Origin of the sequence: Pseudonocardia zijingensis, from assembly GCF_042657305.1 — a bacterium.
GTDB lineage: Bacteria > Actinomycetota > Actinomycetes > Mycobacteriales > Pseudonocardiaceae > Pseudonocardia > Pseudonocardia zijingensis.
Genome location: NZ_JBHSKO010000010.1, coordinates 1 through 16,382 on the forward strand (window position 1 = coordinate 1; position 16,382 = coordinate 16,382).

Below are 16,382 nucleotides of genomic sequence, written 5' to 3' on the forward strand. Positions count from 1 at the left end.
CGACGTGCAGCGCGATCAGCGCGAGCAGGATGCCCGGGATGAGCAGCACGTGCGCGATGTAGATCCGCGGGATGATCTCGGTACCGGGGAACTCACCGCCGAACAGCGCCCAGTGGGTCCAGGTGCCGACCACGGGCACCGCGAGGGTGAACCCGGACGCGATCCGCAGCCCGGTGCCGGACAGCAGGTCGTCGGGCAGCGAGTAGCCGGTGAACCCGGCGAAGAAGCCGAGGAACAGCAGCAGCACGCCGATCACCCAGTTGGCCTCGCGCGGCTTGCGGAAGGCGCCGGTGAAGTACGTGCGGAACATGTGCACGACCATCGCCGCCATGAACAGCAGCGCCGACCAGTGGTGCACCTGGCGGATGAACAGCCCGCCCCGGACGTCGAAGGAGATCTCCAGCGCGCTCTCGAACGCCCGCGACATGTGGATGCCGCGCAGGTTCTCGAACACGCCGTTGTAGGTGACCTCCTCCATGGAGGGGTCGAAGAAGACCGCCAGGTAGGTGCCCGACAGCAGCAGCACGATGAAGCTGTAGAGCGCGACCTCACCGAGCATGAACGACCAGTGGGTGGGGAAGACCTTGTTGAACTGCTTCCGCAGGCCCGCCGCCGGGTGGTAGCGCTGGTCGAGCTCGTCGAGGGCGCCGATCACCTTCGCGTTGGCCCCCGAGCCGGTGGGCGTGGTGAGCGAGCTCACGGGTTGTACCTCCGCTCCCAGAAGGCCGGGCCGACGGGCTCGGCGAAGTCGCCGGTGGCGACGAGGTATCCCTCGTCGTTGACAGTAATCGGAAGCTGGGGGAGCGGTCGGGTGCCCGGACCGAAGACCGGCCGGCCGTACTCGGTGGCCAGGAACTGCGTCTGGTGGCACGGGCAGAGGATGCGGTTGGTCTGCGCCTCGTACAGCGAGGTGGGGCAGCCCAGGTGCGTGCAGATCTTCGAGAAGGCGTAGTAGTCGCCGTAGTTGAAGTTCTCCTGGCCGTTGCGGTGCACCACCCGCTCGTCGGGCCGCAGGCGGATCAGCATCACGGGGGTGTCCGAGCCGCGCAGCCCGCGGATCAGGGCCTCCTCGTCGTCCCGCTCGGACTCCCGGAACGGGAACACCGTCTCCATCGAGCCGGGGGCCTGGTCCTCGGGGCGCACCAGCGACACCTCGTGCGGGTCGCCGGTGTCGCGCCGCAGGTACACGGTCTCGCCGTTCACGGGCCGCCAGCCGGTGACCCACAGCGCCGCCTCGTCGCCGCCCTTCCACGGGTTGCGCACCAGCGGCGCGATCGCCGCGATGCCCAACCCCAGGCCGAGCACGCCCGCGGCGCCCCCGGCGGCACGGATGATCAGCTTGCGGCGCGCGATGCCGGTGTCCTGGCCCGCCTTCACCAGCTGCGCGGTGACGGTGAGCCGGGCGACGTCGTCCGAGGCGCCGTCGTGGCGCTGCTGGACCGACACCTCGTCGGGGAAGAACTTCTTGATGTAGGCGATGACGCCGATCCCGAGCGCCAGCACCGAGAGCCCGAACGTGAAGCCGACCACCGGCGTGTACAGCGTGTACAGGCCGTAGCCCGGCTGGCCCGGAGCCACGTACTGGAACGGCCAGAACAGGAACGAACCCAGGAACGCCAGCCCGGACAGCGCGGAGATGACGAACCACAGCGCCACGGCCCGCTCCGCGCGCTTCTCCGCGCGGGTGCCCTTGATCGGCCACTTGTTCTGGTTGTGGACCACCTCGACGTCGTCGAGGGTGCTCGCGAGGCGCGCACGCTCCTCGAGTGTCATGTCCTCGACCTCGGCCGCGGTGGGCACGGCGGGTGGGTGCTGGTGGGACGTGGTCATGACTTGGCTCCCAGCCACATTGCGACTCCGACCATGGCGGCGATGCCGACGATGAAGGCCACGAGGCCCTCCGACACCGGCCCGACCCCGCCCAGCGGGTTGCCGCCCGGGTTGTTGTTCCCGTTCGTCACCGACATGACGTACGCGATGATGTCTTCCTTCTCCTCCGGCGCGAGCTGCCGGTCGGAGAACTTGGGCATGTTCTGCGGGCCCGTGAGCATCGCGGTGTAGATGTCCATCTCGGTGGCCGGGTCCAGCGTCGGCGCGTACTTGCCGGAGGACAGCGCACCGCCGCGGCCGGTGAAGTTGTGGCACGACGCGCAGTTCAGGCGGAACAGCTCGCCACCCCGGGCCGGGTCGCCGCCACGCAGGGCCTCGCCGTCGGCCGCGGGCCGCGTGGGACCGCCACCGTTGGCCTGGATGAACGCCCCGAGCGCGTCGATGTTCGCCGCGCCCTCCTCGGTGTGCGGGTCGAACTGCGGCGGCGGGGGCTTGCGCTGCGCCTGCGCCTCCTGGCGGGCCAGCGGCATCCGGCCCGTCGCCACCTGGAAGTAGACGGCCGCGTCACCGACGCCGATCAGGCTCGGACCGCGGTCCTGCACGCCCTGCAGGTTGGAACCGTGGCAGCTGACGCAGGTGTTGTTGTAGATCTGCTCGCCCTGCGCGATCAGCGCGGCGTCGCCCTCCTGCGCCGTGGCCACCTGCGGCTCCGGGGTGAAGGCCGTGTAGAGGCCACCCGCGGTGAGCAGGCCGATCCCCAGCGCCAGCGCGCCTGCCACGCGGCGGCGGAACCGGCTACGCGGCCCGCGGGGCTTCCTCGAAGGGGGTGTGGTGGTCATCGTCGGCGTCGTCCAACCTCTTACGGTCGCAGTAGTCGGGGTGCGCTGTGTCAGCGGATGAAGTAGATGACGGTGAACAGGCCGATCCACACGACGTCGACGAAGTGCCAGTAGTAGGACACGACGATCGCGGCGGTGGCCTGCTGCGGGGTGAACTTGCTGAGCTTCGTGCGGATCAGCAGGTAGACGAACGCGATGAGCCCGCCGGTGACGTGCAGGCCGTGGAAGCCCGTGGTCAGGTAGAACACCGTGCCGTAGGCGTCCGACGCGAGCGTGGTGCCCTCGTGCACGAGCTGGTAGTACTCGTAGCCCTGCCCGATGACGAAGGCGGTGCCCATCAGCAGCGTCAGCAGGTACCAGCGGCGCAGCCCGAACACGTCGCCGCGCTCCGCGGCGAACACCCCGAACTGGCAGGTGAACGACGACGCCACGAGGATGATCGTCACGACCAGCGCGTAGGGCACGTTCAAGTGCGTCGGCGGCGGCGGCCACGTCAGGTCCGGCGGGTTCTGTGCGCGCGCCGTGAAGTAGATCGCGAACAGCCCGGCGAAGAACATCAGCTCGCTGGACAGCCAGACGATCGTGCCGACGCTGACCAGGTTGGGGCGGTTCAGCGAGTGGATGCGCGCGCTGATCGTGGGAGCCGCAGTCGTCACCCGGGCAGTATGGACCATCTTCTACACGCTGTCGTCTTTACCCCCGGGGCAGGCGGGACGGGGCGGACGAGCACGTCGCACTACAGTTCATCGCTGTGAGCAGCCCCGTCCCGCACGAGACCCTGACCGTGCTGGTGTTCAGCCACCGCCCCGAGGTGCGTGAGGCCATCGTCACGGCCGTCGGCCGGCGCCCGGCGCCCGACCTGCCCCGCCTGCGCTTCCACGAGGTGAGCGGCATCGCGGACGTCCTGCAGGCGGCCGACTCGGGCGAGTTCGCCCTCGCCATCCTCGACGGCGAGGCCCAGCCCACCGGTGGCATGGGCCTGTCGCGCCAGCTCAAGAACGAGATCGACGACTGCCCGCCGATCATCGTCACCGTGCGCAGGCGCGACGACCGCTGGCTGGCCACCTGGTCGCAGGCCGACGCGGTGCTCGTCCACCCGCTCGACCCGATCACCGCCGCCGAGACGGTCGCCGACGTGCTGCGCGGGTCCACGGCGGTCGCGGTGCGCGGAGACGGCGGGGCGCCCGTCGGCACCGGTCGTGGCTGAGAGCGTCCTCAGCTGGCCGAACCTGCTCGGCCGGCTGATCCGCGGGGAGCACCTCGGCGCCGACGACACGGCGTGGGTGATGGACCGGGTCCTCTCGGCCGAGGCCACGAACGCGCAGCTGGCCGGGTTCCTGGTCGCGCTGCGCGCAAAGGGTGAGACCGCCGCCGAGGTCGCCGGGCTCGCCGAGGCGATGCTGCGCCACGCCCGCCGCGTCACCGTGGTCGGCCCGGCCGTGGACGTCGTGGGCACCGGCGGCGACCAGGCCCACACGGTCAACATCTCCACCATGAGCGCCGTCGTCGTCGCGGCAGCGGGGGCGCCGGTCGTCAAGCACGGCAACCGCGCCGCGTCGTCGTCCAGCGGGGCGGCCGACGTCCTCGAGGCGCTCGGCGTGGTGATCGACCTGCCGCCCGAGGGCGTCGCGGCGTGCGTGGCCGAGGTCGGCATCGGCTTCTGCTTCGCCCCGGTGTTCCACCCGGCGATGAGGCACGCGGCCGCGCCGCGCCGCGAGCTCGGCGTGCCCACCGCCATGAACGTGCTCGGCCCGCTCACCAACCCGGCCCAGCCGCCCGCCGCGCTCGTCGGGTGCGCCGACGCCCGGCTCGCCCCGGTGATCGCCGAGGTGTTCGCGGGGCGCGGGAAGTCGGCGCTCGTCGTCCGCGGCGACGACGGGCTCGACGAGCTCACCACCACGACCACCAGCACCGCCTGGGTCGTGGCCGGCGGTCAGGTGCGGCGCGAGGTCGTCGACCCGGCCGCGCTCGGGCTCGCCCCCGCCACCCGGGAGGCGCTGCGCGGCGGCAGTGCGGCCGACAACGCCGAGGTCTTCCGCGCGCTGGTGGCCGGCCGCACCGGCGCGGTGCGCGACGCGGTGCTGCTCAACGCCGCGGGCGCCCTGGTCGCGTTCGACGGTCCGCCCGCAGATCTCGCGGGTGCCCTCTCCGGGGCGCTGGACCGCGCAGCCACCGCCGTCGACTCCGGCGCCGCCGAACGCCTCCTGACCCGCTGGGTCGAGGTCTCGACAGCCCACAAACCCTGACCGCGAGTCTCGCGTTTCGCGGCCCGAGTTGCGCGTGCCGGATGTCGTCGGCGGCGCGAGTCTCGCGTTTCGCGGTCCGAGTTGCGCATCCGGGGGCCGTCGGCCGCGCGAGTCTCGCGTTCCGCGGCCTGAGTTGCGCGTCGGAGCCGACTCCGACGAGGCACTCGGGCACTGAAACGGGAGACTCGCGCCCCGGTGGGTCAGTCGAGTCCGACGGAGAAGGTGGCCTCGGTGTCGGCACGGGAGTACGAGCGGAAGGCGATGTGCGTGTCGGTGCGCTGCACACCCTCCACCTTGCTGAGCCGGCCCGCGATCACGTCGGCGAGCTGCTCGTGCTCGGCGACCTTGACGACCGCGATGAGGTCGACGTCGCCCGCGCAGGAATAGACCTCGGACACCCCGTCGAGGTCGGCGATGGCCTGCGCCGTCTCGGGGATCCGGTCGGTGGCCGTGTGCACCAGGACGATCGCCGTGATCACGCCGCCAGCCTAGACCGTGTCGCGCCGATCTTGAATGCGGGAGTACGCGCGATCGGGGTCAGATCGTCGCGGGCCGCGCTCGAGAAGCACTTGCCGTCGCGCCGCCGACAGTGGAGTACTGCTCGGCCGGATCAGCCGGTCCTAGGAGTACCTCACGGTGCTCTCGGTGACCGCGTCGTACGGCTCGCGGTGATGCCCCCCGTCCGGGGCACCCTCGCCGAAGGGTGATCACCGCTTCGGCGCTAGCGCACCTCACCTGCCACCTCGACCGGGCGCGCCCGCTCCGCCCACGCGCCCCAGGCGCCCGCCCCGCGGGCGGGCTCGGTCCACGGCGGGTCGCTCGCCACGAGGCGGGTGCCCCCGGTGGTGAGCCAGCGGTGCAACAGCCGCACCTCCTCCACGGGCGCCCCGCGCAGCGGTCCCGGCCCGGGCAGCACTGTCTGGGCGCCCAGCCGCAGCGCGTCGATCACCGGCATGGGGGCGACGCCGCGCCGGGCGACCCCCGCGGCCGCCAGCCGCCCGTGGCGCACCACCGCGATCTCCCAGCCGCCCCGCCCGTCCGGCCGCGCGCCCACCAGCTCCGGCACCGCAGCGAGCGCGGTGAGCCGCTGCGACCGGCCCAACCCGACGACGAGCGCCGCCAGCTCGTCGCGCCTGCGCGCGGCGACCTCGAACCGCTCCTTCGCAGCCAGCTCGTCGATCTCGGCGGCCACGCGGTGCAGCGGTGCGTCGTCACGGCCCTCGACCAGGTCGGCCAGCGCGCGCACGCCCGGCGCGTACTCCTCGGGCGTCTGCAGGCCTGCGCACGGCGCCGCGCAGCGCCCCATCTCGTGCAGCGCGCACGGGCTCGCCGACGCACCCTTCGCCGGGATCCGCTGCGTGCAGGGGCGCAGCGGCACGACGTCGAGCACGGTGTCGACGGCCGCGGTGGCCGCCCGCCGCGAACCGAACGGCCCGAGCGCCCCGTCGCGCGGCGTGGTGACCACCGACAACCGCGGGAACGCCTCCGCGGTGGGCACGACCCACCAGGTGTGGTTCGGGCGCCGGGAGCGGCGGTTGTAGCGCGGGTGGTGGGCGGCGATGAGCCGCAGCTCCCGCACGGCGGCCTCGAGCGCGTGGGCGCAGACGACGGTGTCGACGCGCTCGGCGAGCGCCACCATGTCGCGCACGCGGCGGCGCCGCTCGCCCGCGGTGAAGTAGCTGCGCACGCGCCGTTGCAGGTCGCCGCTGGTGCCGACGTAGAGCACCTCGTCACGGGGCCCCCGGAACAGGTACACCCCTGGCGCCGACGGCACGCCCTGCGCCAGCACCCGCTTCTGCCGTTGCCGCTGGGTGGGCCGGTGCGGGGCGGACTCCCGCGCCAGCGCGATCAGCTCCTCCAGGCTCTGCACACCCAGGTTGCCGACGCGCTCCAGCAGCCCGTGCAGCACCTCGACGGTGGCGCGGGCGTCGGCGAGCGCCCGGTGGGTGGGGCGCGTAGTCGTGCCGAACAGCTCGGCGAGCGCACCCAGCCGGACGCTCGGGGCCTCGTCGCGGGGCAGCACGGCGCGGGCGAGGCGCGCCGTGCACAGCACCGGCAGGCGCGGCCACACCTGCCCGTGCCGTTCGCACGCCGCGCGCAGGAACCCCGCGTCGAACGGGGCGTTGTGGGCCACGAGCACCGCGCCGCGCAGGAACTCCAGCACCGACGGGAGGACCTGTGCGAGCGGCGGCGCACCCGCTGTCATCGCGGACGTGATGCCGGTGAGCGCGACGATGCCGGGCGGTACGCCGGTGCCCGGGTCGACGAGGGTGGCGAGCTCGCCGATCCGTTCGCCCCCGCGCACCTTGACCGCGCCGACCTCGGTGATCGAGTCGGTGTTCGCCGACCCGCCGGTGGTCTCCAGGTCGAGCACCACGAATGTGACCTCGCGCAGCGGGGTGCCGAGCTCGTCGAACGTCAACTGGGCCGGGCGGGCGGACACGGGCGCGGACGGTAGCGGTGGCCTCCGACAGTCCGGGGGTACCGCCGTACGGATTGTGATCGCCGCGTCACCGGTGAACCGCGGCGAACGCAGCTAACCTGGTGCGATGTCACGGTCCGACCACGCCTCCGGCTCGCCCGCCCCGGGTGTGCCGACGCCTGGTCGCGTCGACTGGGGCAAGCTGCCGGAGGCCCTGCGCGGCCGGCTGGCCGAGCTGGCGGCCACCGCCGTCGGCTCGATGCCCGCCGCCGACGTCCCGGTGCCGCTGCGCAGGCTTGCGCGGTTCACCCCGGCCAAGCGGGCCAAGCTCGGCGGCGCCGCGCTCACGGCAGAGCTCGCGGCGTCCGCCGCGTTCCGCGCGGCGGTGGTGGCCTGGTGGGAGGACCAGCGCCCCGGCGAGCTCACCACCTCGTCCGACGACTCCCTCATGGCCGCCGCGGCCGCCGTGCTGAACGACGACCCGGAGGCGGGCGAGGCCGTCGCCGCTGCCGCCCGCCGCGGCGAGGCGAGCGAGCTGCGCGCCGAGCGGGACGCCGCGCTCTCGCGCGTGGACAAGCTCACCGCCGAGCTCGAACGGCTGCGCGGCGAGCTCACCGAGGCCCGCGCCCAGGCCCGCACCGCCGGGCAGCAGCGCGACCACGAGTACCAGCAGCTGCGCCGCCGCGTGTCCGAGCAGGGCGCCCGGCTGCGGGCAGCCCGCGACGCCCAGCTCGCCGCCGAGCACGAGGTCGAGGAGCTGCGCCGCTCCGCCGAGCGCGAGCTCGCAGCGGCCTTCGCCGAGCGCGACCGCGAACGGGAACGCGCGGAGGCCGAGCGCAGGAGGGCCGATCGCGCCGCCGCCGAGGTGGCTGCCGCCCGCCAGGCCGCCCGCGAGGCCCGCAAGGCCGACGAGGTGCGCCTCGCGCTCCTGATGGACACCCTCGGCGGCGCACTGACCGGTCTGCGCCGAGAACTCGCGATCGGCGGCGGCGGGCCGCGCCCCGGCGACCTCGTTGCCGGGGCGCGCGCCGCCCGCGGCGGCAGCTCCGTCGGCACGCTCGCCGAGCTCGACGCCCTGCTCGCCGTACCGTCCGTGCACCTCGTCGTCGACGGCTACAACGTCAGCAAGACCGGCTACCCCGACCTCCCCCTCGCCGACCAGCGCTCCCGGCTCGTCGGGCAGCTCGGTGCCCTCGCCGCCCGCACCGGCGTGGAGGTCACCGTCGTGTTCGACGGCGCAGGCGTCATCACCGCACCACCCCGCGGATCCCGCGGCGTCCGGGTGCTCTTCAGCGACCCCGGTGTGCTCGCCGACGACGTCATCCGCGACCTCGTCGCCGCCGAGCCGCAGGGCAGGCCGGTCGTGGTGGCCACCTCCGACCGCGCCGTCGTGCAGTCGGTGCGGCGCGCCGGCGCCCACGCGGTGCCCTCGGCGCTGCTGCTGGCGCGGCTGGTGCGGTAGCCGCGCTCCCCGCTTCGCTCCGGGCGGGTGTGCGGCCGGTGGCGATGTCGGTGGGCCGAGGCCGGCCGTGGCGTGCTAGCACACCACCTCACGTGCTCCCACACCGACTGCAACCGGTGTGCGGGCACCACAACCGATGTGTGGGCGCCCCGGGTTTGGTCGGCGCCCAGCCCAATGCGGCGATCAACGAAGGATCCCGAGCCCATGATCGGTGAATCGGCGCGTTTTCCGACGGGACGCGTCGGGTTTCGCGCCGAAACAACGATCATGCTCCCGGGCGGGCGGCCGATGCCGCGTGTGATCAGCGCGAGCCGCACACCGCGGCTGTCACAGCCACCACCGTGAGGTCCTGCTCGGGCGAATTGCGGGATGCACACGTCCCAGCGGGCACGGCGACAGCCTCGTGCTGATCGAGCCCCCGAGGACCAGCCGCCGCACTGCCCCCCTCACCGGGCGAGCGCGTGGAGGTCGGCTGCGGCGTGCTCGCACACCAGGGCGACCGCTCGCACATCGACTGCAACCGGTGTGTCGGCACCACGACCGGTGTGTGGGCGCCCCGGGGTTGGCGGCGGCCCGCTCGCACACCACCTCGCGTGCTCCCACACCGACTGCAGTCGGTGTGCCGGCGCTATTGCCGGTGTGCGAGCGCTCGGGGGGTCCCGCCGGAGACGCCGGTGCCGCTTCCGTGCGCGTGCGTGACTGGGTGCTGGCCCCACAAGCGTGACGGGCACGTCGAGGTCGGCGGCGGCCCGCTCGCACACCAGGTCGACCGCTCGCACATCGACTGCAACCGGTGTGTCGGCACCACTACCGGTGTGTGGTCGGCACCGGGGTCGGCGGCGGCCCGCTCGCACATGAGGTCGGGTGCCGGCACATCGACTGCAACCGGTGTGTGGGCACCGCTACCGGTGTGTGAGCACCCCGAGGCCGGGGCCGCGGCCCACCCAGGCGGTCGGCAACCTCGGCGTGGCCGCTCGCTCCGGCCTGACGTGCTGCTCGACGCCGTCGCGTGTCCGGAATTGTCGGGGGTCGCTCATAACGTCCGGGGCATCGGACGGCGACGGGGTCGTCCGCACCGTCGAGGGAGCAGAGATGATCATCGACTGTGAGGGGTGCGCGGTCCGCGGGGACGCCTGTGGCGACTGCGTGATCGGCGTGCTGCTGGGCGCCCCCGAGCCGGCTACGGGAGTGGATCAGGCCGCCGATCATGCCGCCGACACGCCGTCGGAGGTGCCGTCCGGCGCGCCGATCGTGCAGCTCGACGCACCGGAGCGGCGTGCGCTCGCCGTGCTCGCGGATCAAGGCCTGGTGCCGAGATTGCGATTGGTGGCCACCACGCCGCGCCGAGCGCCCCGGGATGAAGGGAATGGGGGAGCCGTTCGTGACGCAGGGTGATCACATGCCCGCTCAGCGCGCTCCTCCGCTGCGCTCCGTGCATGTGGGTGACGCCACACAATGCGCCACGCAGGGGTACCCCGGGTTGGACCTGTCGCGCGTTGCTCCGTAATCTCCGCGAGACCTTGCGGCGTGTCAGCCATTCGACCGCGGATGGCGACGTGAGGTCACCGCGCGATACTCCATCGGGACGACATGTTCGCCCGATCGAGCATCTGTGCGGGGTCGCGAGAGGAGATCCGTCCGCGTGGAGTCGCGTCGGCGCACCTCGTCGGGTCCTCGGCAGACCGTTCGGCCGCTCGTGCGGCGCCTGCGCCGCCGGGGCCGGTCTGCCTCGTCCGTCGGGTCGGTCATCGCGATGGTGGTCGTGTCGTTGCTCGTCGCCGCCCCCCCGGCAGCGGCGCAGCAGGACCCGCCCGGCAACGCGGCGGACGCCGCCCGGCAGCTGGAAGAGGTCAACCGCGAGGCCGAGGCCCTCACCGAGGAGTGGCACGCCGCCAAGGACACCCTCGAGCAGCGGCAGTCGGAGCTCTCCACGCTGCAGGCCGCGGTGGAGCCCACCAGGGCGGCGCTGGAGGCCGCGGTCGCCGACGAGGAGCAGTTCCGCCTCGAGATCGACTCCGTGGCGATGTCCACGTTCGAGAGCGGCAACCTCGACCAGCTCAACGCTCTGCTCGCGAGCCGCTCCCCGCAGGAGTTCCTCGACCAGATGTCGGCCATCGAGACGCTGGCCGTCGAGTACCGCGACAAGCTCGACCAGCTGCTGACGAAGGTCGACGACACCGCGCAGAAGCGGATCGAGTCGGACGCCGCCATCGCGCGCGCCCAGGCGGCCGCCGACGAGGCGGCTCGCGCCACCGAGGACGTCGAGAAGCGCAAGCGTGATGCCGAGAAGCGCATCGACGAGGCCCAGCGCCTCCTCGACCGCCTGAGCCCGCAGCAGCGGCGCGATCGCCGGGGGCCCGAGCTCAGCGGCCCCAGCTCGATCAGCGGCAGCGGCGCCGGGGTCGAGGCGATCCGGGCGGCCATGAAGATGCTCGGCAAGCCCTACCGGTACGGAGCGGAGGGGCCCAGCTCGTTCGACTGCTCGGGCCTCACGTCGTGGGCGTTCAAGCAGGTCGGGATCACGCTGCCGCGGTCGAGCAGCCAGCAGGCCCGCGTGGGCACCCCTGTGCCGCGCGACCAGCTGCGGCCCGGTGACCTGGTGTTCTTCTACAAGCCGGTGAGCCACGTCGGCATCTACGTCGGCGACAACAAGATGATCAACGCACCGCAGACGGGCGACGTCGTCAAGTACTCCGACATCTCCAGCCGCCCGATCACCGGCGCCCGCCGGCTCTAGCGCGCGCTTCGTCCGCTCCCCGGAACGGGCGGCGGCCGGCCGGGGTGACCGGCCGCCGCCCGAGCGCCCGGAGCGGTGCACGTGCAGCGGCACCGGATAGCGTCGCGAGGTGGCGCGCACGCTCCTCGTGACCAACGACTTCCCGCCCCGCACCGGCGGCATCCAGACCTACCTGCAGGCCTTCGCGGAGCGGCTGCCGCCGGGGGAGCTCGCGGTGTACGCGCCGGCGTGGCCGGGGGCCGCGGAGTTCGACGCCGCCTCGCCCGTGCCGGTGCACCGGCACCCGACGTCACTGATGCTCCCGGTGCCTGCGGTGGCGGCCCGGGCCGCCGCGCTGGTGCGCGAGCACGGTGCGCGCACGGTCTGGTTCGGTGCGGCGGCCCCGCTGGCGCTGCTCGGGCCGCACCTGCGCGGGCGCGCCGGCGTGGAGCGGGTGGTCGCGAGCACCCACGGCCATGAGGTGGGCTGGTCGATGGTGCCCGGCGGGCGCCAGGCGCTGCGCCGGATCGGGCGCGACGCCGACGTCCTCACCACCGTCTCCCGCTACACCCGCTCGCGCGTCGCGGCCGCGTTCGGGCCGTGTGCGGCGCTGGAGGTGCTGCCGCCCGGGATCGACGCCGAGAGGTTCCGGCCCGACTCGGCGGCCCGCGCCGAGCTGCGCCGCCGCTACCGCATCGGGGACGCGCCGCTCGTGGTGTGCGTGTCCCGGCTCGTGGCGCGCAAGGGCCAGGACGTGCTGATCCGGGCGTTGCCGCGGCTGCGGGAGCGGGTGCCGGGGGCGCGGCTGCTGCTGGTCGGCGACGGCCCTGCCACCGACCGCCTGCGCCGGCTCGCCCGCGACGGCGGGGTGGCCGAGCACGTGGTGTTCGCGGGGGCGGTGCCGGAGTCCGAGCTGCCTGCCCACCACGCCGTCGGTGACGTGTTCGCCCTGCCGTGCCGCACGCGCGGCGGCGGGCTCGACGTGGAGGGCCTGGGCATCGTGCTGCTGGAGGCCGCGGCGGCGGGCCTGCCGGTGGTGGCGGGGCGGTCGGGCGGGGCGCCGGAGACCGTGCAGGAGGGCCGCACCGGCCGCGTCGTCGACGGGCGGGACGTCGGCTCGGTCGGTTCCGCGCTGGCCGGGCTGCTCGCCGACCCGGACCGGGCCCGGGCGATGGGGGCTGCCGGCCGTGCGTGGATGCAGCAGGAGTGGACGTGGCCGGCCCGGGTGGCCCGGCTGCGCGCCCTGCTCGCCGGTACGCGCGCGCCCGCCGCGCGGTGACCGGCCGGGATCAGGCGGGGGTCTTCGCCCCGCTGTAGATGCTCGCGATGTCGGCCGCGAACGTCGAGGCGACGACGGCGCGCTTGACCTTCATCGTGGGGGTCATCTCGCCGCCCGCCTCGGTGAAGTCGACCGGCAGGATGCGGAACTCGCGGATCTGCTCCGCCCGCGAGACCGCCTGGTTGGCGTCCTCGACGGCAGCGGCGATCTCGGCGCGCAGGTCCGGGTCGTCGACGAGGTCGGCGGCGGTCGAGCCGGCCGGCTTGCCCGCGCGCTCGCACCAGCCCGGGAGGGCCTCGGAGTCGATCGTGACGAGGGCGGCGACGAACGGCTGCCCGTCGCCCACGACCATGCACTGGCTGACCAGCGGGTGGGCCCGCAGCCGGTCCTCCAGCACGGCGGGCGCCACGTTCTTGCCCCCGGCCGTGACGATGAGCTCCTTCTTGCGGCCGGTGATGCGCAGGAAGCCGGCGTCGTCGAGCTCGCCGATGTCGCCGGTGTGGAACCAGCCGTCCTCGAGCGCCTCGGTGGTGGCGGCCTCGTTGCGCCAGTACCGGCGGAAGACGATCGGACCCTTGACCAGCACCTCGCCGTCGTCGCCGATGCGGACGGAGTGGCCCGGCACGGGGCGCCCGACGGTGCCGACGCGCTGCGCGGTGAGCGCGTTGAGCGTGACGCCCGCGGTGGTCTCGGTGAGTCCGTAGCCCTCGAGGACCGGCATCCCGACGCCGCGGAAGAAGTGGCCGAGCCGCTCGCCGAGCGGGGCCGCGCCCGACACCGCGGCGACGACGTTCCCGCCGACGACGGCGCGCAGCTTGCCGTAGACCAGCCGGTCGAACAGCGCGTGGCGCAGCCGCAGCGCCAGGCCGGGGCCACCGGTGTCCTTGGCGCGGCTCCACGCGATGGCGGTCTCGGCGGCCGCGTCGAAGATGCGGCCCTTCCCGCTGTCGTGGGCGCGCTGGCGGGCGCTGTTGTAGACCTTCTCGAACACGCGCGGCGCGGACAGGATGAACGTGGGCCGGAACGAGGCGAGGTCGGGCAGCAGCTGCTTGACGTCCGGCGTGTGGCCCACGACCGTGCGCGTGTACAGCGCGCCGCACTGGATCACCTTGCCGAACACGTGCGCGAGCGGCAGGAACAGCAGCACGGACCCGCGCTCGGAGAGCAGCTCGGGGAGCATGCTCACGGTGCCCTTGACCTCGCTGACGAGGTTGCGGTGGGTCAGCTCGCAGCCCTTGGGCCGCCCGGTGGTGCCGGAGGTGTAGATCAGCGTGGCGAGGTCGTCGGCGCGGACGGCGGCGCTGCGCGCGCGCACCTCCTCGGCGGGGGTGTCGGCGCCGAGCGCGACGAGCTCCTCGACGGCGCCGCGGGCCCCGGCGGCCGGCTCGATCCGCCAGACGTGCCGCAGCTCCGGGATGCCGGCCCTGGCCTCGTCGACCACCGCGGCGTGGCGGTCGGACTCGACCACCGCGGCGACGGCGCCGGAGTCGGACAGCACCCAGCGGACCTGCTCGGCGGACGAGGTCTCGTAGATCGGCACGGTGGCCGCCCCGACGGCGAGGATCGCGTAGTCGATCAGGCTCCACTCGTAGCGGGTGCGCGACAGCAGCGCCACGCGGTCGCCCGGGCGCACCCCGGCCGCGACGAGCCCGCGGGCGACGGCGACGACCTCCTCGGCGAAGTGCTCGCAGGTGACGTCCGACCACTCGCCGGGGGAGAGCTGGCGCCGGTAGACGACCACGGAACCGTGCTCCTCGGCGTTGGCGTAGACCGCGTCGAGGAGGTTCTCCTCGTCACCGACGTTGGCGGTGGCTGGAACGCTGTACTCGCGCACGGTCGTGACCTCCTGCCGGCACCGGCTCCCGTTTCCCGAAACCTACCTCGCGGTAGCCGGGGTCGGCACGGCCTGTCACTACCCTGTGCCCGTGCCGTCGGTGGACGTGGTGGACGAGACGTTCCTCGCCGTGCCGCCCGCGGTGGTGGCGACCGAGTTCGCGGTGCCCTCCCGCTGGCCGCTGTTGTGGCCCGACCTGGACCTGCAGGTCATGGCCGACCGCGGCGTCGAGGGGATCCGGTGGACGGTGCGCGGTGCCCTCGTCGGGAGCATGGAGGTGTGGCTCGAGCCGGTGCTGGACGGCACGGTGCTGCATTACTACCTGCGGGCCGACCCGCAGGGCCCGGACGGGGCGCCGCGGCCCGCGCCGCCCCGGCGAGCCGCCGCCGAGGCGATGCGTCGGCGGCTCGCGGCCAAGGCGATCGCGTTCGCGTGCAAGGACCGCCTCGAAGCGGGCCGGGAGCCGGGCGAGCCGCCGGGGTAACGTGACCGGCATGCGCGTGCACGTGGTCTCCGACGTGCACGGCGCCTCCGACGCGCTCGCGCGGGCGGGCGAGGGGGCCGACGCCCTGATCGTGCTCGGCGACCTGGTCGACTACATCGACTACCGCGATCCGACCGGCGGGATCCTGGGCCGCGTGCTGGGCCCCGGGGTGAGCACCGAGTTCGCGCGCCTGCGCACCGAGGGCGGGCGCGACCAGCTGATCGGCTTCATCCGCGACGCGTGGGCGCGGCTGCCGGACGCGCCCGCCGTGCTGGAGGACGCCGTGCGGGAGCAGTACGACCGGCTCTTCGGTGCGCTCACCGCCCCCACCTACGCGATCCCGGGCAACGTCGACATGCCCCGCCTGTGGCCGCGCTACGCCCGGCCCGGGCTGACGCTCGCCGACGGCCAGGTGCTGGAGATCGGCGGGCTGCGGTTCGGCTTCGTCGGCGGGGCGCCGCTGCCGCCCGGGACGGAGCCGCGCTCCAGCGGCCCGTGGACGCCGCACCTGCTGCGCGCGGACGAGTTCACCGCGGCCGTGAAGGGGCTCGACCGCGTCGACGTGCTGTGCAGTCACGTGCCGCCCGCCGTGCCCGAGCTGGCGTTCGACGTGGTCACCCGGCGGGCCGAGGCGTCCTCGGCCGATCTGCTCGACGTCGTGCACCGCGATCGCCCCCGCGCCGCGCTGTTCGGGCACGTCCACCAGCCGCTGGCGCCCCGGGTGCGGGTGGGGCGCACGGAGTGCGTCAACGTCGGGCACTTCCGCGCCACCGGCACTCCGTACGTGCTCCGGTTCTGAACCCAGCGGTAACGTGCCCGCCATGGCCGACGCTACGACCTCATCGATCACCATCGCCGCGCCGCCGGAGCGCGTGATGGCCGTGATCGCCGACTTCCCCGCCTACCCCGAGTGGGCCGAGCAGGTGAAGACCGTCGAGGTGCTGAGCAGCGACGGCGACGGGCGCGCGCAGCGGGTGCGCTTCACGATGGACGCCGGTCCGATCAAGGACTCCTACACCCTCGACTACACGTGGGCGCGCGACGGCCGCTCGGTGAGCTGGACGCTGGTCAAGGGTCAGATCCAGAAGGCCCAGACCGGCTCGTACACGCTGGCGGGCACGGACAAGGAGACCACCGTGACCTACTCGCTGGCCGTCGACCTGAACATCCCGATGATCGGCATGCTGCGCCGCAAGGCGGAGAAGGTGATCATCGATACGGCGCTCAAGGGGCTGAAGCGGCGGGTCGAGAGCGCCCCGTGACGCGCGCG

The 16,382-nt window shown here is 73.8% G+C and carries 16 protein-coding genes; 9 read left to right on the forward strand and 7 right to left on the reverse strand.

Features of this window, described 5'->3' with window-relative positions:
* The 4 genes from ACFPL3_RS20285 to ctaE all read right to left on the reverse strand — a co-directional run.
* The coding region (locus tag ACFPL3_RS20285; protein WP_379589530.1) for a cytochrome b at positions 1 to 700 on the reverse strand (700 nt) is incomplete at its 3' end.
* Positions 697 to 1,830: a cytochrome bc1 complex Rieske iron-sulfur subunit gene (qcrA, locus tag ACFPL3_RS20290; protein ID WP_343941311.1), complete on the reverse strand. Its 1,134-nt coding sequence runs from the start codon at positions 1,828 to 1,830 to the stop codon at positions 697 to 699. The genes ACFPL3_RS20285 and qcrA, both read right to left, overlap by 4 nt.
* Positions 1,827 to 2,669 (reverse strand): cytochrome bc1 complex diheme cytochrome c subunit, encoded by an 843-nt coding sequence (qcrC, locus tag ACFPL3_RS20295; RefSeq protein WP_343941312.1) that lies wholly within the window; start codon positions 2,667 to 2,669, stop codon positions 1,827 to 1,829. Before qcrC ends, qcrA begins: the two co-directional genes overlap by 4 nt.
* Positions 2,670 to 2,719: 50 nt before the next feature.
* On the reverse strand, positions 2,720 to 3,343 hold the full coding sequence (ctaE, locus tag ACFPL3_RS20300; protein WP_343941313.1) for an aa3-type cytochrome oxidase subunit III: 624 nt from the start codon (positions 3,341 to 3,343) through the stop codon (positions 2,720 to 2,722).
* A 77-nt stretch (positions 3,344 to 3,420) separates the two neighbouring features.
* Between ctaE and ACFPL3_RS20305 the strand changes: the two genes are divergently transcribed.
* Positions 3,421 to 3,876 carry a hypothetical protein gene (locus ACFPL3_RS20305; protein WP_343941314.1) on the forward strand — a complete coding sequence of 152 codons (456 nt, stop codon included), beginning with the start codon at positions 3,421 to 3,423 and terminating at the stop codon, positions 3,874 to 3,876.
* Positions 3,869 to 4,915: an anthranilate phosphoribosyltransferase gene (gene trpD / locus ACFPL3_RS20310; RefSeq protein WP_343941315.1), complete on the forward strand. Its 1,047-nt coding sequence runs from the start codon at positions 3,869 to 3,871 to the stop codon at positions 4,913 to 4,915. Before ACFPL3_RS20305 ends, trpD begins: the two co-directional genes overlap by 8 nt.
* Positions 4,916 to 5,115: 200 nt before the next feature.
* Here the strand turns inward: trpD and ACFPL3_RS20315 are convergent, their stop codons facing one another.
* Together ACFPL3_RS20315 and ACFPL3_RS20320 are read right to left on the reverse strand one after the other, a co-directional pair.
* A complete protein-coding gene (locus ACFPL3_RS20315) occupies positions 5,116 to 5,394 on the reverse strand; it encodes an Lrp/AsnC family transcriptional regulator (protein ID WP_343941316.1) in 279 nt (92 codons plus the stop codon).
* 242 nt (positions 5,395 to 5,636) lie between these two features.
* A complete protein-coding gene (locus ACFPL3_RS20320) occupies positions 5,637 to 7,358 on the reverse strand; it encodes a DEDD exonuclease domain-containing protein (protein ID WP_343941317.1) in 1,722 nt (573 codons plus the stop codon).
* 106 nt (positions 7,359 to 7,464) lie between these two features.
* Between ACFPL3_RS20320 and ACFPL3_RS20325 the strand changes: the two genes are divergently transcribed.
* The 4 genes from ACFPL3_RS20325 (at position 7,465) to ACFPL3_RS20340 (ending at position 12,794) form a co-directional block, all read left to right on the forward strand.
* The gene (locus tag ACFPL3_RS20325) at positions 7,465 to 8,799 is read left to right on the forward strand and encodes an NYN domain-containing protein (RefSeq protein ID WP_379589534.1); all 1,335 of its coding nucleotides are present in this window, start codon (positions 7,465 to 7,467) and stop codon (positions 8,797 to 8,799) included.
* Positions 8,800 to 9,945: 1,146 nt separating this feature from the next.
* Positions 9,946 to 10,194 carry a hypothetical protein gene (locus ACFPL3_RS20330; protein WP_343941319.1) on the forward strand — a complete coding sequence of 83 codons (249 nt, stop codon included), beginning with the start codon at positions 9,946 to 9,948 and terminating at the stop codon, positions 10,192 to 10,194.
* A 247-nt stretch (positions 10,195 to 10,441) separates the two neighbouring features.
* Entirely contained in the window at positions 10,442 to 11,536 is a 1,095-nt protein-coding gene (locus tag ACFPL3_RS20335) for an NlpC/P60 family protein (RefSeq protein WP_379589537.1), read from the forward strand.
* A 109-nt stretch (positions 11,537 to 11,645) separates the two neighbouring features.
* Positions 11,646 to 12,794, forward strand: coding sequence for a glycosyltransferase family 4 protein (locus tag ACFPL3_RS20340; protein WP_343941321.1), 1,149 nt, complete (start codon positions 11,646 to 11,648; stop codon positions 12,792 to 12,794).
* Between the two features lie 10 nt (positions 12,795 to 12,804).
* Here ACFPL3_RS20340 and ACFPL3_RS20345 read toward each other — a convergent pair whose 3' ends face one another.
* On the reverse strand, positions 12,805 to 14,628 hold the full coding sequence (locus ACFPL3_RS20345; protein ID WP_343941322.1) for an AMP-dependent synthetase/ligase: 1,824 nt from the start codon (positions 14,626 to 14,628) through the stop codon (positions 12,805 to 12,807).
* An 85-nt stretch (positions 14,629 to 14,713) separates the two neighbouring features.
* Here ACFPL3_RS20345 and ACFPL3_RS20350 point away from each other — a divergent pair, with 85 nt between their 5' ends.
* From ACFPL3_RS20350 to ACFPL3_RS20360, 3 genes are read left to right on the forward strand one after another with little or no spacing between them, the layout of a single operon-like run.
* Positions 14,714 to 15,112: a polyketide cyclase / dehydrase and lipid transport gene (locus ACFPL3_RS20350; protein WP_343941323.1), complete on the forward strand. Its 399-nt coding sequence runs from the start codon at positions 14,714 to 14,716 to the stop codon at positions 15,110 to 15,112.
* 10 nt (positions 15,113 to 15,122) lie between these two features.
* A complete protein-coding gene (locus ACFPL3_RS20355) occupies positions 15,123 to 15,911 on the forward strand; it encodes a metallophosphoesterase family protein (RefSeq protein ID WP_343941324.1) in 789 nt (262 codons plus the stop codon).
* Positions 15,912 to 15,933: 22 nt separating this feature from the next.
* Complete coding sequence (locus tag ACFPL3_RS20360) at positions 15,934 to 16,374, forward strand: SRPBCC family protein (RefSeq protein WP_343941325.1); 441 nt, start codon at positions 15,934 to 15,936, stop codon at positions 16,372 to 16,374.
* Positions 16,375 to 16,382 lie beyond the last annotated feature (8 nt).